Source organism: Pseudomonas bananamidigenes (genome assembly GCF_001679645.1).
GTDB lineage: Bacteria > Pseudomonadota > Gammaproteobacteria > Pseudomonadales > Pseudomonadaceae > Aquipseudomonas > Aquipseudomonas bananamidigenes.
Genome location: NZ_LRUN01000126.1, coordinates 1 through 565 on the forward strand (window position 1 = coordinate 1; position 565 = coordinate 565).

Annotated in this window: 1 pseudogene; it reads left to right on the plus strand. The window is 57.7% G+C overall.

The features are described 5' to 3' along the window. Positions 1-417: pseudogene (locus tag BBF94_RS26920) on the plus strand (type I methionyl aminopeptidase); the annotation flags it as partial. Positions 418-565: the final 148 nt, after the last annotated feature.

Here is a 565-nt window from a genome sequence, read left to right on the forward strand (position 1 = left end):
TGATCAAGACCACCTACGAGGCCATGTGCGCCGGCATTCGCGTCGTACGTCCGGGCGCCACCCTGGGTGACATCGGTCATGCGATCCAGAGCCTGGCGGAACGTGAAGGTTTCAGTGTGGTGCGCGAGTACTGCGGACACGGGATCGGCAAGGTCTATCACGATGAGCCGCAGGTGCTGCATTACGGTTACCCGAATCAGGGCCTGAAACTGAAGGCAGGGATGATCTTCACCATTGAGCCGATGCTCAACGCTGGCAAGCGCCATGTGAAGAACATGCCGGATGGCTGGACCGTGCTGACCAAGGACGGCTCGCTGTCGGGCGCAGTGGGAACACATGGTGGCGGTGACGGAGGACGGGTTTGAGGTGTTGACGGTTTGGCCCGATGAGATTGAGGGGTTTGCGCCGATCAGTTGATACCGAGTCACCTGTTTCCCCTCACCCTAACCCTCTCCCAGAGGGAGAGGGGACTGACCGAGTTGTCTTGCGCTCTACATCGACCTGAAAGACTGTGTTGATTATGGATTCAACGCAGTTAGTTCAGGTCGGCGTATGTCTTCAATAT